Below are 12,633 nucleotides of genomic sequence, written 5' to 3' on the forward strand. Positions count from 1 at the left end.
CTCAAGCTTCGCGGAAAGTCCGCCGCCGCGCCAGCTTAAATAGTTCCGGAGAAGCGACGCCGAGTATGACCAATACGACGCCCGCCCATTGCAGCCAACTGACGTGCTCATGCAGGACGAGGGAAGAAAGCATCACCGCAACGGGCAGCTCCGAAGCGCCAAGAATGCCGGTCATTCCTTCCCCGATGTGCGGAACGCCCACCGCGAATAGAACGGGAGGAATAAAAGCGCCGAAGAAGCCGAGTAGAAATCCGAACATAAGCAGATCTCCCCATAGCAGTCCGTTGGTTAGAAAATGCGGCGGAAACAAAATAAATACAAGAAGCATTCCCCCAGTGATCATCCAACCGCTGCGGTATGCCGGGTGAACGGATGGCACTGCTTTCCCGCTAAAAAGAATAAACAGGGAATAGCTTACTGCAGATAGCAGACCAAAAATTACCCCGATCCAATTAAACTTAGAGAGCCCCTGCTCTACAATTCCGGCTGCAAGCAGAGTGCCCCCGAACAATATAGCCAGCGTCAGGAACATGATGCCGTTCGGCCGTTTACGTTGACTTATGGCGTGGATCAATACCCCGATCCATGTAAATTGGAAAAGTAAAATGATGGCCAATGAATTCGGAATGTAACGCAGGGATTCATAATAGAGAAGCCCGGTTATGGCCGTTGGCGTCCCTGCTGCCATCAGGTAAAATCGTTGTTTCCAAGTCAGCTTCGCAGCACTTACGGTTGGCTCCCCGGAGGCTGATTGTTTCTTGCGCCTTTCGCGCCATTTCGTAAACAGGACCAGCCCCCAAGCTAGAATAAAACCGGTTAACAGCTGACTGCCCACGACTTCTCCCAACTGATAACCTTCTCCATAAGCTGTAACGACTATTGTCGATAAGATGCCGTAGCAAATCGCCCCAAGCAAAACCGATAAAATATATTTCATATCTAAGTTGACCTCCTATAAATCTCGCAAACGATAAAACAAAACAAAAAAACTTCCTAACTATGGATATAGAATCATCGAAAAATGATTCTATATTCGTAGCATGGAAGTTAAGGCTTCCCGTAGAAACCCTCACCCTAATGTCGTGAGGTTATACGAATAAATTATTGATGTTTCATAAGCAATAGGACGATTATTGCACGAGCATTTAGCATTTGTCAATAATTATATCGCTCACTATAGCCCTGATGGTCCATAAGGCGTTAGGAGTCAAGCATCAGGCAGAGCCTTTCTTCCAGCGAATCCGTCATCCCAACCATGATAATGGGTAACGCTCTCTTCCCCTTCTCTCCAGCAGATCAGAATTTCCTCCCCGTTTAATACTGCCGGAAAGTCGATTAACCCTGGATTAATCATCTTCAGCATCACGCCTCTGCGCTCGAAGTTATTAATCAACAGTTCTGTTTCGATCTGCATGAAATCAAGCTTGCTCTCAATTTCAAAGAAGGGATCCTCGCCGCTTGCCGAGCGAACGGACGATTTCTCGCTCATCGTTTTTATTTTCTGCAGCTCAAGATACTGATTCTCAATCTGTCCTACCAAGGTCTGCAGTATGGCTAAATCCTCTTTTAACTGGGGCAACAGTTCATTCGCTTCGCTTGGCGTAAACAATTTTCTTTCCACTTCGCACCCACTCCTTACTCTAAATCCTTACTTCAAAGTGTACTAAATAATTCTGATTAATGCTATTTTCAATCATCCTGATCTCATGTACTCCATTTTTCTTATCTATAACGTGATAAGTAAATCCATTTTCATACTGAATGAAACGTGCCAGTTCTTGGGCTTTATTACCCTTAATGAGCATTAAATACTCGTTCGCCCTAAAAATAGGCATGAATCAAAAACAGAATGGCAAAGGCTAATCCGAGACGCAAATGCCACTTCCGGTCAAGCTTGCGATAACGAAGCACACCTGCTATCGGTACGCCAATAAGTACGATGGCTGCCAATACTCCGCTTACGTTCGTAAAGTCCCATTTATAACCGTAAAGAAACGCTCCAATAGCATGCAAAACGATTAGTCCAATGGCAACGATAGCAAGCGGCGTATGGAGTTTACGGGTCATTTTCAACAAGGCGATGACGACCTTCTTTATAGAAACCCAGTGATCCGCCCATCGTTTCCGCACGATTACCGATAATACATAATAAGCCAATACAGCAAACAATATTAGCCTTGCGATGGAACCATAGTTCTTAAATGATTCTTTAAAGTCCCTGCTATGCAGGTCTATCCATGCAACGTTATACATTCCCCACAATCCATATAGAACCCACACAACAGTCAGGACAATGAATAGGAAAACCCATTTACGCTCTTTGGCCGGTATCCATAACCTCTTGTTGTTTTTCTCGTTCATAGCAAGACCAGCTCCCGACAGGCATAATAAACTCAAATACACGCTGATCGGATTCTAGCATACGATTATTAATTTCTAATGAGAGAAAATGCAGGCAAAGAAAAACCCGCGAATCTCGCGAGTCATAATCTGCGCCTTTTGTTAACGGCATTAATCAATGCAAACCCGTCGGTTTAACCTTCCAACAGCGGCCGTTCTGAAATCCGTAAACTCGAATCGGCTTTCCCCTGCCAATTAACCAGAAAAATACCGACGCATATGAATGCTCCTCCGACATAGACGTACCAATCTACCTTCTCGCCTAGCAGCAGCCAACTCGTGAGCACGCCGAACAAGGGAACTAAGAATAAGAACGCGCTTGTCTTGGCGGGATCCCCTTTGCTTAACAAGTAAAACCAAATCGAAAACTGGACGATCGAGCATAGGATCACAAGCCAGAGCAATACCGTCACCGATGTGCCATTAAAAGTAAAATAAGGACGTTCCGTAAACGCGCTTAAGATAAACAACGCGATTCCGCCAGCAATCGTTTGATAAGAGGCCAGTACGGTCATATCGAAAGCGGGGCCCCATCGTTTAATGAGCAGAGTCGCTGAAGCGAAGCAAATCGCTCCCGCGAACGTTCGGTCACAATGGAATTCGGTACGCTCGAAGCCATTATTGGAGGCGTATCCGCAGGGCTCGGTATATCCCTCATGCCAAGATCCATCATAAGCAAACATAAGGATGAAGGCGCGCTCCGAGTATTTGAGATGCCCGATTCGTTTAGCCGCATGAAAACCGAATTCATCACGCGCAAAGACTCTTTTGTCAGCAGTGCTTTGCAAGCTTTTATCGGAGCTTTGCCTAGCTTGCCGATTCAATAACAAAACCTCCAAACCCACCGTATAAGCTGGATTGGAGGCAAATTTCTGCGTTACTCTTTCGATGCCAGAGCAATTTCCCGAAGCGTAAGCCGCAAAGAATCGCAGCCGTCGGTCAAGCTCGAATTAGCGATTTCGGTGCCGTTCTCTAGGCTGCTAATAAAGTAAGCCAACTCGTTGATGTATCCGCCTAGGCTGGAGATATTCCCTCCACCCGCTGCCTCGCCCGCCTCGAACGTTCTTTCGATGACCTCATGATTGTTCTCGTAGATCACGAATGATGGCGAAGACGCCGAGCTGAACACGACGGTCGCCTGCTCGAACTTAACCCGGAATGCCATTTCAAACGGGAATTGCTTAGGATAATCCCATCCGCCTTCGAGCGAGATAACGGCGTCATCGTAAGTATACAAAGCAAAAATGTGCGGCGTTACTCCGATACCTTTAACCGTTTCCGTCTGAATCTGCTTAGGCGTTCCAAGCAGGTATCGGACGAAATCCACATCGTGGATATGAAGATCCAACGCCGCGGTGCCGCTCTTAAGCGGGTCGTCAAGCCAGCTCTGCCATGCCCAATCCGGCTTCGGGCTGATCCGTTTGAATACGCCGGACACGATCCGCCCGTATTGCCCCGAATCGGCGATCTGCTTAAGCTCCATATATTCCGGCCAGAAACGAATGCAATGTCCGACCATCACCCTCGCCGAAGTTTCCTGCTGCACTTGCAGAAGTTCATCCGCTTCTTCCCCGGTAAGGCATACCGGTTTTTCGATAAAGACGTCATAGCCCTTGCGCATCGCCTGTATGGCAATGTCCTTGTGCAGGAACGTCGGAAGGCAAATATCGACTGCCGTGACGTCTGCATTCATGATAAGATCTGACGCGGAAGAGTACGCCTGAGCGCCGAATTTCTTCGCGAGCTCCGTTGCTTTATTGATATCGGCGTCCGCTACGGCGGTAACGCGGAAATTATGTTTGCCCAGAAGCGCTTCATAACAAGCGGCGTGCATCCCGCCCATAAATCCGGTACCGATCAGTCCGATTTTAATCATGCGTTTGCTTCACTCCTGCCTAAAATAATATCCATTGATTTCGAGGTATTATAGATGATTTGATCCGGATGATGGCGGTAAGGCGGAATCATCTCCGCAATGCAATAATTGGCATAGCCGATTTGACCGAGCTCTTTCACGACAGCGGGGTAATCGACGTCGCCTGCCAGCAGGTCGACAAAACCGGTTAGCCCTGCCGTATTCCGGCGGTAATCCTTGAAGTGAACCTTCTTGATTCTGCGGTTCAAAGAACGGATCCAATGCTCGGGATAGCCGTTCAGCACCGTATTGCCAATATCCAGGTAGGAGCCAACATAATCGGAACCTACCTCATCCAGAAACCGTTTCATCTCAAGCGGAGACAACAGAAACTTATTCCATACGTTTTCCACCGCAATTGCGACCTTGTGTGCTTCCGCCAAGGCGGAAAGCTTAACGAGCGACTCAAGCGCGTTATGATAGGCAACCTCATAGTCCGTTACTTCCGCATCGGGGATGAAGTCCACGCCGACGGCTCCGGGAACGACCAAGACGGCGTCAACGCCTAGGATTTCGGCGGTTTCAAGCTGCTTCTTAACGATGTCCTCCGCTTTGCCGCGAATATCCGCTTTCGCGTTCGTCAGCCCGTATGTCCATCCAAGCCCGGAAGCGAGCCCGGCGATCTCGATACCGATATCGTCCGCTTCCCGTTTAACGGACAATATATCCTTATCTAACGATGCCAGGCTTAACGGTCCGTTCTCGGCAAGCTCAAGCTCGATTCCGTCAAAGCCGGCTTGTTTCGACAATTTCAAACAATCGCTCAATGTTTTCCCTGGCGCGAAAGACCATATATTAATCCCTTTTTTCAATGTCCATGTTCCTTTCCATAAGGTAGTTGGTTGGTTTTACTGACTTAATCATAAGTGGAAGCGAATACAATTGATTTAACAGAAATCTCGGAATGTTTATCATTTTTGTCCAATAGCAAAAAAGCCGCACCGAAAGTCAGATGACTTCAGTGGCAGCTTAATTAAATTGTGGACCGCGCTTTGTAAAACGATGGCTATGTCTGTAATCTTGCCTGGACGGATTTGGCATACTCCGAAGGGGTCATATCGATAACGCTTTTGAAATGCCTTGAGAACGTATGGATGCTGCTATAGCTCAGAAGGTCGGAAATTTCGGTGAAGTTGAGCGTTTGCTCGCGGATCATCATTTTCGCTTGTTCGATTTTCAACGTTTTATAGTAACGAATGACGCTCATCCCTACCTTTTCCTTAAATAAGGTCACAAGGTGGGTTTGGCTAATATTGAGATGACTGCTGATTTCGTCTAAAGTCAAGTTGGCGTAAACGTGGTCCTGCATATACTTGATCGTCCTTCTGACAATTTCATCCTCGCTGCGTTCTTTTGCCGTTGAGGAAAGACGGTTAACCTGCGACAATTCGTTGCGCCGGGTTGCAAGGCTTATAAGCATAAGCTCCAAGTGGGTCTTGAGCATCTGTTCGGAGCCGAATGGCGCATCGTCCCGCAGCACCAAATCGTGCTTGCCCGGGTCGTCATAAGGCGGAAGATAGGCGGCTCTGCCGTACTTCACGCAGTTGGCCATCAGATTTCTCTCATAATCCTCCAGGAAGAATATCTTGTTCTCAAACCGGGACATCTCCACGGAATAACAAGTAAATGAAATTACAATGACGTTGGAAGCGATTTTGCGGTTCGCCCATACGCTGTGGAACTCGTTCGGCTTATGGAAAATCATATCTCCCTGCTTCAGCTTATAGCCGGAAGTGTTCGCCATAACCTCGACTTCGCCTTTATCCACGTACAGAAGCTCCCAGAAATCGTGCTTTTCGCCATCGAAAATAAAATCTTTTGCAAATTCGAAATAATGAAGTGAAATCAGATGCTTGATGTCGTAGACAAGGGAAAGCGGTCTCTTATGGAACCACTTCTCATCATGTTTAACCATCTCCATGCTTCACTCCCTGAAGGCTTATCCTGCATATTATTGTAGTTCGATTCTAGCACACTCCTCAACGTACACCAATCTATTTACAAACGTCAAAAAAGCTGACAATCGCTGAATCGCGACTGACAGCTTCTTTGCTTAATATTCTTAGAACCCTGCGGCAGCCTTCTCCGCATTCGCAATCCCTTGGGCTACGATGGCTTCCGCTTGATCGGGAAGTTGGGCATGGCCTTCGACAATAACATTCTCGAAGTTAGTAACGCCGAAGAACGACATGATGTTTCTAACATAGTTAAAGGACATTTCCGCAGCAGCGGCTGGACCTTCGGAATAGATGCCGCCTCTTGCGTTCAACAGAGCGACCTTCTTGTCGGGAATTAATCCAACCGGGCCTTCTGCCGTATAGCTGAACGTCTTGCCTGCTTGATTGATATAGTCGATGTATGTGTGCAGTACGGCAGGAATCGTAAAATTCCAAAGCGGGAAAGCGAACACGACTTTATCTGCAGCAAGGAATTGGTCGACATACTTGCCAGACACTTCAACGGCTGCTTGCTCTTCAGGCGTAAGATCGTAGCCGCGAGCGGCTTTGAAGTTACCGTTGATCATATCTGCATTCAAGTACGGCAATGTTTCCTTGAACAGATCTAGCTCAATGATCGTATCTTCGGGATGATTCCTTTTGTAGCTATCCAAGAACGCTTGATACAATTTCACGCTAACTGCCTGTTCGATCGCGCGGTCGTTTGCTTTAACGAATAATACAGTACTCATCTTATATTTCCCTCCGTATGTTTAGTCTTTTAGTAACTTAAAGTAACTATCTATAATATATAGCGTTTATCATTCGCTAACATCGGCAATTAGGCTGAAATCTGCGCACAAAAAAACCGCCGTAGGCGGAGGACTAGTCTTAAGACTTTAGACGTAGAACCCGTTAAGCGGTTCATTCTGCCGAGTTGAAAAGTTGGACCGCAAATAGCGCCGCCTGCGTTCTGTCGTGCAAATTCAGCTTGCTTAAGATGCTGCTCACGTGCGATTTTACCGTTTTCTCGGCGACGACCAGGATGTTGGCGATTTCTTTGTTGCTTAACCCTTTGGTGATCTGCTCCAGAACTTCCAATTCCCTCGGAGTAAGCGACTCAATCGAATCTTGGCTGGAAAGGTTTCTCGCTTCCGCCGACGGCAATTGTGGAATTAGTTGGGATAGTAGCGCGTTTGAGATGTCCGGATGCAGCTGAACGTTACCCTTATATGCGCTACGGATCGCTTCGGCCAATTGGTCCGGCCCGACTTCCTTCAGCATATAACCGATAGCTCCCGTCTGCAAAGCGGGCACGACGTGGCTCCGATCCGAGAAACTCGTCAACACGAGAACCTTAATGTGCGGATTCTGCTCGGCGATCTGAGTACTCGCTTCAATGCCGTCCATGACCGGCATATTCAAATCCATCAACACGACGTCAGGCTGCAACTTGTCCGCCATCTCTACCGCTTCTTTGCCGTTATGGGCTTCCCCTACGAGCTCGAAATCGGTCTGCATGCTTAGGAAGAACGATATGCCCTTGAGCACGATTTCATGGTCGTCCGCCAACAAGATTTTAATTTTTTTCACGGCTGTTGCTCCTTCTCCTCACTGCACTTCTCCACTATGACGGCTATAGGAATTGTCACTTTAATTACGGTAGAGTTTCCGTTGCCGCTCGAAATCGACAATTCGCCGCCAAGCGCTTCCGCCCTCTCCCGCATCGACGTCAATCCCATCGTTAGTTTCCCTGAGATCTTGTCAGTCGCAAAGCCGTTTCCACGATCGATAATTTCCAAGCTGGCACCCGTATCCGACTTCACCAGACGAATATGAGCCACATTCGTGCCCGAATGTTTCTTCACATTATTCAACGCTTCCTGCCCGATTCGCCAGAATGCTTCTTCTATCGCGCGCGGCAAATCCTTAACACCCTCCGCCAGTTCGTATATCGTCAAATCCATCGCTTGCCCGTAATGCTTTAGCGCCGGCAGCAAGCCATTTTCCAAGCCTGCGGGATGAAGCTGCCAGATCAGCGACCGCATTTCCTTCAACACTTCCTGCGAGATATGGCTGATTTCCTGAAGGGAACGTTGGACGACGGGCTCGTTGCCCGCCAATACGGTTTCCGCTCCCTTAGCCAGAAAAGACAAGGAAAATATTTTCTGGATAACCGAATCGTGCAAATCACGTGCAACGCGATTTCTTTCTTCCATAAGGGCAAGCTCGCTGCGCTGCTCGTAAATACGCAAGTTTTCAACGCAAAGCGTAAAATGATCTCCGAGCGAGTACATGAAATCTTCGTGGTAATGTTCAAATTGAATATTGCTGGGACTGCTGATGAATAACACACCGATCGGATGGCTCCGTATTCGCAGCGGTATGGCCGCCGCAGACCCATAGGGGGGAATTCCAATCGACGTTAGGGACGCACAGGAATCTACTCCATGATAAGTATCGATGATAATGCGATTGTCGCGATAAGCCGTTCTGACCGGGCCCGCCTGATCAATGTCGAGCGATTGCCACTTCCCGTCTAAACGTTTATCCGTATAATGAGCGCGTAAAGACAGTTCGTGCTGTTCGTACATGAACAATGAGACATGAGGCCATTCGAATGTATCCCCGATAATTCTTACAGCCTTTAAGGGCAGTTGATTAATGTCTTGGATGGAATTAATCCGCTGGATGACGTCACCCAGCTTGGCATAAAGAATCGCATTCTGTTCTTGTGCCTGATAGAGGCGAATCCGTTTAAGCGCCGTTCCAATCTGGATAGCGACTGCCTGCAACAGAGCCATCTCATCCTCGGAAAAATGTCCCTTGCCCTGCGTCGCGACGTTCAGCAATCCGAAGCGATCCTTCCCCGCATTAAGAGGAACAGTCGCATGGTGTGTAATGCCCTCGGTATCGCCAAGCTTGTGCTTGACAGCATTAGCAATACGTTTGCACTCCATAATATTGACTGCATGTTCGAGTTTATTATGCTGGTAGCTTTCAATACATGAGCAATCCTTTCCGCACATAAGTTCATTATTGTCTGCGGAAAGCGCTGGAGGAAGATTCTGAGCAGCAACGCATAGGTTGCCCGCGCAGTCGTCCATTATGAAAATCCAACCGGCCGTAAACCCCGACACCTGAAGAAGCTTGACTAATACATCGTTCAGCATCGTATCTCGTTCATTAGTCGAGTTCAGCATCTCGGCTATTTCCTTGAGCGCCAGCAATTCGTTCGCGCGAATTTCTCGGGACATCCACACCCCTCCTCTATATAAATTGTTATTCGTCTATCTTAGCTTGGGAAGCGGGAAGCTCCGAGAAACATTCTTCCCAGGATAAACAACTGCAGCCAAGGCTCTTGGCCAGCAACGATTTCATTTTCATCATGTGATTAATATTTTCCTCCAGCTCCGCTTGTTTTTGAAGAGCCATCACTCTCCATCTCTCCGACGGTGAAACGTTGGAGTCGAAGCCGTCCAGCAGCTGCTTGATTTCATGGATTTGAAAGCCTGCGCTTTGCGCTAACTTAATCGTTTCGATTCGACCTATGATAGGAGAAGAGTAAGTTCTTCTGCCATTAACTCTTTGAGGCGCGGGAATAAGCCCGATTTGTTCATAATAGCGAAGCGCAGAGGTCGCAATTCCGCTTTTCTCGGCAACTTCACCGATTGTCATCATAAATTGAACCTCCCTATTGACTTAAAGTTAGCTTGAAGTTGTAATGTACAAAGTATATCGAACAAAATAAACACTGACAACAAGGAGGATCAAGGAATTCATTATGCTAACTGCCGCAGCTCTTATTTTTCTAGTTACGCTCGTATTCGTTATTTGGCAACCTAAAGGACTTAACATCGGGTGGTCGGCAAGCGGCGGAGCCGTTATCGCCCTTATTTGCGGAGTCGTTGACTTTAACGACGTATGGGACGTTACCCAGATCGTATGGAATGCTACGCTTGCTTTCGTCGCCGTAATTTTGATTTCCCTTATTCTTGACGAAATCGGTTTTTTCGAATGGGCCGCCCTTCATATGGCCAGATTTGCCAAAGGGAACGGAAATTTGATGTTCGTGTACGTCATTCTGCTAGGTGCGGCGGTAGCGGCATTATTCGCCAACGACGGCGCGGCGCTCATCCTGACTCCGATTGTCCTGGCGATGGTAAGAGCGTTAAAGTTCGATACACGGATGATCTTGCCTTTCATCATGGCGAGCGGGTTCATCTCCGATACGGCTTCTCTTCCTCTCGTGGTGAGCAACTTAGTCAACATCGTATCGTCGGATTTCTTCGGTATCGGGTTTGTTGAATACGCCAGTCGAATGATTGTTCCAACCCTTTTCTCAATCGCATCCAGTCTTCTTGTCCTGTTCCTCCTGTTCAGGAAAAGCATTCCCAAACAAGTTGACCTCAATCAGTTGAAGAAACCTCGCGAAGCGATTAATGATTTTCGGTTATTCCGGATTTCTTGGGTCATCCTGGCGGTGCTTCTGATTGCTTACCTCACAAGCGAATTCATTCATGTGCCCGTGTCGATAATTGCAGGCGTTGCAGCGATCGTATTCCTTCTCCTCGCCAGGCAAAGCAACGGGATTCATACATGGAAACTTGTAAAAGGAGCACCATGGGCGGTTGTCGTGTTCTCTATTGGCATGTATGTCGTCGTATACGGCTTACGCAATGTGGGTTTAACGGACAAGCTCGGAACCGTCTTCGAATGGGTCGGTGATCAAGGCCTCTTCGTGGCGACGGTTGGCTCTGGATTTATCGCGGCGGTCCTTTCTTCGATCATGAATAATATGCCTACGGTCATGATCGACGCTCTGGCTATACAGGGAACGGATTCAACCGGTATCGTTCGCGAAGCCTTCGTATATGCCAACGTTATTGGGTCGGATCTGGGACCTAAGATCACGCCGATCGGCTCCTTGGCTACCTTACTCTGGTTACATGTGTTGTCCTCCAAAGGCGTCAAAATCGGTTGGGGTTATTATTTCAAGATCGGTATTGTTCTAACGGTTCCCGTGTTGTTTATTACGCTGACCAGCCTCTACTTCTGGTTAAGGATCGTCAGCTAATTTTATTTGAATCAAAAGGAGATTATTAATCATGGATAAAAAACTCGTTTATTTCCTATGTACAGGCAATTCTTGTCGGAGTCAGATGGCGGACGGCTTTATGCACGCCATTGGCGAACACCTCTACGAAGTGAGAAGTGCAGGCTTGGAAGCTCACGGCCTGAACCCTCGGGCGGTTAAAGTGATGTCTGAGGCCGGTGTCGATATTTCCAATAACACTTCCAACGTTATCGATCCAGACCTTCTAAATCGGGCTACTTATGTAATAACGCTGTGCGGTCATGCGGATGAGCACTGCCCAGTAATCTCCAATCCGAACGTCATAAAGTGGCACTGGGGATTCGATGATCCTGCCAAAGCAACGGGAACCGAAGAAGAAATTATGGAGCAGTTCCGCATCGTTCGCGATTCCATTAAGTCCCGAATCGAACAATTCGTTCAGGAAGGCAAATAAGCGTGGCCCCCATCAGAAGAATGCACGTTGCCGTCAATTGCTCGGATTTGGAGAAGTCCCTGACCTTCTACCGCAGCTTCTTCGGTGCTGAGCCAATCAAGGTGAGAGACAATTACGCTAAATTCGAGCTGGATAATCCGGCTTTGCATTTCTCCTTAAACGTACGTTCGTTCGATAAAAACGGCGTGTTAAATCATCTCGGTTTCCAAGTAGACGACACCGAAGACGTGTTATCTATGGGCGAGCGGTTGCGACAAGCTAACCTCTTGCTCATCGACGAGATGAACACGACATGCTGCTATGCCGTGCAAGACAAGGTTTGGGTTTACGACCCCGACGGGAACGCTTGGGAAATCTTCCATACGAAGGAGGATTCCGAGTTCGAATCCGCCGGAGATGCACGGGACCTTTCCCTATGCTGCGCCCCTCCTTCCGCACCGGTTGCCGTTGAATTCACCAATTTTCGTAAAAACAAATAAGCAATCTTAAGCAAAACCGGAGGCTTTGCCTCCGGCCCTTTTACTTTTGGCGGATATTCGTAATAAAGCAATCGTACCCATGAACTCCCTTGTAACTCTGGAGCGCGACCGATCCAACACTCCTGTTCATGCCTGCAGCTGTTCGCGAAACGTACCTTTATCCCTTCGCATCAGAAGTAGAATAGGACCACCGCAGCCTCCCCTACCTCCTTTCCGCGAAAACGTACCATTATCCCATCCAATAAGGGGGAAAACCCTTGTTCATGCTTCTGAAAACAAACCCAGAATATTGAAATTTTACCCGATATCTCTTGAAAATAGAACGTATGTTTGGTATTATGGTAATGAGAACAAATGTTCTATTTAAGGAG

The 12,633-nt window shown here is 47.7% G+C and carries 14 protein-coding genes, 1 pseudogene and 1 riboswitch; of the genes and pseudogenes, 4 read left to right on the plus strand and 11 right to left on the minus strand.

Features of this window, described 5'->3' with window-relative positions; translation table 11 throughout:
* Position 1 precedes the first annotated feature (1 nt).
* The 4 genes from K7P76_RS26645 to K7P76_RS26660 all read right to left on the minus strand — a co-directional run bounded on the left by K7P76_RS26645 (position 2) and on the right by K7P76_RS26660 (position 3,083).
* Positions 2-937: an EamA family transporter gene (locus K7P76_RS26645; RefSeq protein WP_232189114.1), complete on the minus strand. Its 936-nt coding sequence runs from the start codon at positions 935-937 to the stop codon at positions 2-4.
* Between the two features lie 79 nt (positions 938-1,016).
* Positions 1,017-1,116, minus strand: a riboswitch (purine riboswitch).
* Positions 1,117-1,207: 91 nt separating this feature from the next.
* Positions 1,208-1,621 (minus strand): DUF2203 domain-containing protein, encoded by a 414-nt coding sequence (locus K7P76_RS26650; RefSeq protein ID WP_232189115.1) that lies wholly within the window; start codon positions 1,619-1,621, stop codon positions 1,208-1,210.
* Between the two features lie 200 nt (positions 1,622-1,821).
* Positions 1,822-2,361, minus strand: coding sequence for a hypothetical protein (locus K7P76_RS26655; protein ID WP_232189116.1), 540 nt, complete (start codon positions 2,359-2,361; stop codon positions 1,822-1,824).
* A 173-nt stretch (positions 2,362-2,534) separates the two neighbouring features.
* Positions 2,535-3,083 carry a DMT family transporter gene (locus K7P76_RS26660; RefSeq protein ID WP_232189117.1) on the minus strand — a complete coding sequence of 183 codons (549 nt, stop codon included), beginning with the start codon at positions 3,081-3,083 and terminating at the stop codon, positions 2,535-2,537.
* Here K7P76_RS26660 and K7P76_RS26665 point away from each other — a divergent pair.
* Positions 2,988-3,227 (plus strand): annotated as a pseudogene (locus K7P76_RS26665) (LysR substrate-binding domain-containing protein); the annotation flags it as partial. The gene K7P76_RS26660 and the pseudogene K7P76_RS26665 sit on opposite strands and share 96 nt — an antisense overlap.
* A gap of 50 nt (positions 3,228-3,277) precedes the next feature.
* On the opposite strand, the gene K7P76_RS26670 reads toward K7P76_RS26665, so the two are convergent.
* The 7 genes from K7P76_RS26670 to K7P76_RS26700 all read right to left on the minus strand — a co-directional run bounded on the left by K7P76_RS26670 (position 3,278) and on the right by K7P76_RS26700 (position 9,933).
* Positions 3,278-4,276 (minus strand): Gfo/Idh/MocA family protein, encoded by a 999-nt coding sequence (locus K7P76_RS26670; RefSeq protein WP_232189118.1) that lies wholly within the window; start codon positions 4,274-4,276, stop codon positions 3,278-3,280.
* Positions 4,273-5,127 (minus strand): sugar phosphate isomerase/epimerase family protein, encoded by an 855-nt coding sequence (locus K7P76_RS26675; RefSeq protein WP_232189119.1) that lies wholly within the window; start codon positions 5,125-5,127, stop codon positions 4,273-4,275. The genes K7P76_RS26670 and K7P76_RS26675 overlap by 4 nt, the downstream gene beginning before the upstream one ends.
* Positions 5,128-5,321: 194 nt before the next feature.
* The gene (locus tag K7P76_RS26680; RefSeq protein ID WP_232189120.1) at positions 5,322-6,236 is read right to left on the minus strand and encodes an AraC family transcriptional regulator; all 915 of its coding nucleotides are present in this window, start codon (positions 6,234-6,236) and stop codon (positions 5,322-5,324) included.
* 141 nt (positions 6,237-6,377) lie between these two features.
* Entirely contained in the window at positions 6,378-7,004 is a 627-nt protein-coding gene (locus K7P76_RS26685; protein WP_232189121.1) for an FMN-dependent NADH-azoreductase, read from the minus strand.
* A gap of 172 nt (positions 7,005-7,176) precedes the next feature.
* Positions 7,177-7,845, minus strand: coding sequence for a response regulator (locus K7P76_RS26690; protein ID WP_232189122.1), 669 nt, complete (start codon positions 7,843-7,845; stop codon positions 7,177-7,179).
* Positions 7,842-9,509, minus strand: a complete 1,668-nt coding sequence (locus tag K7P76_RS26695) for a GAF domain-containing sensor histidine kinase (RefSeq protein WP_232189123.1) — start codon at positions 9,507-9,509, stop codon at positions 7,842-7,844. Before K7P76_RS26695 ends, K7P76_RS26690 begins: the two co-directional genes overlap by 4 nt.
* A gap of 25 nt (positions 9,510-9,534) precedes the next feature.
* The gene (locus tag K7P76_RS26700; RefSeq protein WP_232189124.1) at positions 9,535-9,933 is read right to left on the minus strand and encodes a MerR family transcriptional regulator; all 399 of its coding nucleotides are present in this window, start codon (positions 9,931-9,933) and stop codon (positions 9,535-9,537) included.
* Between the two features lie 103 nt (positions 9,934-10,036).
* Here K7P76_RS26700 and K7P76_RS26705 point away from each other — a divergent pair, with 103 nt between their 5' ends.
* From K7P76_RS26705 to K7P76_RS26715, 3 genes are read left to right on the plus strand one after another with little or no spacing between them, the layout of a single operon-like run.
* Positions 10,037-11,329: an arsenic transporter gene (locus K7P76_RS26705; protein WP_232189125.1), complete on the plus strand. Its 1,293-nt coding sequence runs from the start codon at positions 10,037-10,039 to the stop codon at positions 11,327-11,329.
* 31 nt (positions 11,330-11,360) lie between these two features.
* Positions 11,361-11,783, plus strand: a complete 423-nt coding sequence (arsC, locus tag K7P76_RS26710) for an arsenate reductase (thioredoxin) (RefSeq protein WP_232189126.1) — start codon at positions 11,361-11,363, stop codon at positions 11,781-11,783.
* A gap of 11 nt (positions 11,784-11,794) precedes the next feature.
* Entirely contained in the window at positions 11,795-12,262 is a 468-nt protein-coding gene (locus K7P76_RS26715; protein WP_373692515.1) for an ArsI/CadI family heavy metal resistance metalloenzyme, read from the plus strand.
* Positions 12,263-12,633 lie beyond the last annotated feature (371 nt).

The sequence above is a fragment of the Cohnella silvisoli genome, from assembly GCF_021190915.1.
GTDB lineage: Bacteria > Bacillota > Bacilli > Paenibacillales > Paenibacillaceae > Cohnella > Cohnella silvisoli.